Annotated in this window: 1 protein-coding gene and 1 pseudogene; both read right to left on the bottom strand. The window is 32.4% G+C overall.

All coding sequences use genetic code 11. The annotated features are described in order from the left end of the window. Positions 1 to 196 precede the first annotated feature (196 nt). Positions 197 to 867 (bottom strand): annotated as a pseudogene (locus U880_RS10895) (variable large family protein); the annotation flags it as partial. A gap of 956 nt (positions 868 to 1,823) precedes the next feature. Beyond that, positions 1,824 to 2,531: variable large family protein (locus U880_RS0105640; protein WP_024654748.1), on the bottom strand; the 708-nt coding region annotated here is incomplete at its 5' end.

Raw genomic sequence — 2,531 nt, 5'->3', positions numbered from 1 at the left:
CCCGCAACTCCCCCACTACTACAGCACATCACTATCATGCATCTATTATCATATTTTTCCTAACATTTAGAAATATGATTACGGAGACATTAGGAATCAAGACATATACTAAAAAGGAAGATATAAAATAAAAGATACAAAGAACTTAACTCTCAGTATCTTCACTTTATAACTTTAATTTTATTTCTCTTATTTATTATTTACCTATATAATTTTGACCATCAGAACCACTATTTCCAGATGCTACAGGAGCATCATTATTAATTTGCATTACTTTTTTTACTTCATTAAGTCCCAAATCTATTGTTTTTCTTATTGCTATCGTTAATGTATCTAATGCTTTAATCACCGCACTTACCGCTGCTCCTTTAACTGTATTCACAACATCACTATTAGCATTATCCTTCTCATTAGCAAATTTACCACCTTTTGCCATTGCCCTTAATGCTATCCCCCCTGCTATAACAGCATCTTTAATATCAGAAGCAACACCAGTAACTTGAAAAGAAACATTATGCTCAGCTAACTTAGCTGCATCACCACCACCTTCAGAAATAGCTTGCAAAATATCAGCACCAGTTATTGCTCCAACTGCTTTAACTGCATCTGCTGCTGCCTTCTTTGCATAAGTACTATATCCACAATTGACTTAAATCCCTTTACTAAGCTTTCAACACCATCACCCTTAGCTCCGGCCCCAGCAGCATTATTACCACCAACAGCAACATTACCAATTAAGTCACTAGCATCACCAATAGCCTCTCCATCAATTATCTTATCAAGTGTCTCACTAACTAATTTCTTTACTGCACTCTCTACTCCCTCAGCATTCGGATTTTCCTCTCTTTTCATATCAGCAACAATTTTTTTGCATGTTTTATTAAGACTAAAAGGCAAAACTAATAAAAAGCAAACAAGGGCAAATCAAATCGATGATACGATTTATTGAAATATAATTTATATAACGATACGCAACTACTGCACATTTTTTCTCTATTCAAGCTAGACTTTTCTACATTTTTATATATACTATTATGTAAGATATTGGCTTTTCGCAAGTTTTAATGTATTTTTTTATACCATACTAAATTAATATTATACCTGGGAACCATTAAGTATCTTAAAATAACTAAGATATCTCATATAAATATTAAAGCTTACTTTTTATAATTCATTATATTTTTTACAAAATCTTACAACATCAATGAACAAAGAATGAAGAAAAGACAATTATCAAACAAAAAAATGAGAAATGTGTAATCAAACATAATAAAATACAAAAAAGGAAAATAACTTTACTCATTAAAGAGAAAAGTGTTTCTCTTTAACAACTCTTATTATTTGTTTATTTATTTTGTATGAATTCTGTTATTTACTTTTAGTTTTAGGTGTCTTATTATCAGCAGTGATATAAAGTATTAGATAAATTAATTATAGCAATGAGAGAAACAATTGATATAGGACTTAAGAAAATATTAAAGAGCTATGAAAATTAATGTTAATGATGTTTATTAACAGCACTTGCTAGCCCCCGATCCTTTAACTGCAGAAGTATATCCCCAAAAGACATAAAAACATTTATAAAATCATTCCCCCCAAGCTAAGACATAAGACTTTTAGTTTCAATAAACAGTATTTTTATAAAGAATTAGGAATATGTTACTACTACAGGTACCGTACCAGTGATGTTATTGAAGATATTACAAATTTAATCAAAAGAAATAACTCTCTCTTAACTTATTTAAGATACTAAAATACAAAAAAAGGAAAACAAATCTCCTCTATAAAAAGAAAAGTGTTTCCCTTTAAAATAACTTTATTATTTAATTATTAGCAATAGGTTGAGTAGTACCAGCTTCTGGAGCATTTATCCCAGAAATCTCAGAATCCTTTATTCCCTTTACTGCTTCTCTTACTTTCTCTAGATTGCTACTTACTATTTTCCTAATTATTACATCAAGGATGCCTAATACCTTATTTACTGCACTTGCGGCTGCTGCTTTCACTGCACCAACATCTCCATTATCAGGTCTAAATTTACCACCTTTAGTCATGGCCTTAAGAGCTACCGCCGCTGCTAAATCGGCATTGGTTTTTACACCATAGTTATTATTATTAGCATTAGCATTAGCAGCTACTAATGTTCCGACTTCATGATTATTGTTAGCAGCAAGAGTAACAGGAGCAGTAGCGGTAGCATTCTTAATCTTGTCAATCATCGCCCATGGATCAGCTTTTGACACTTCAGATGCTAGCTTATCACCAGCACCAGCACCAGCAGCTGCATTATTATGACCACCAAATACAGCAGGAGCAGCGGTATTATTAGCAGCTGTTACTTGTCCACCAGCATTCCCTGCATCAATTTTCACTCCAGATTTCTCTGCTATATCAATTATGTTTTTAACTTCTGCAATAATAGTTTTAACACTAACTTCTTCAGCACCAGCAGCAGCGGCATTATCATTATGACCAATATCATCACCATCATTAGTTACACCAGCCAATTTAGTTAAAGCCCCAATTAACTG

The sequence above is a fragment of the Borrelia hispanica CRI genome, assembly GCF_000500065.1.
Taxonomy (GTDB): Bacteria; Spirochaetota; Spirochaetia; order Borreliales; family Borreliaceae; genus Borrelia; species Borrelia hispanica.
This window is presented reverse-complemented; position numbering and strand designations above follow the sequence as displayed.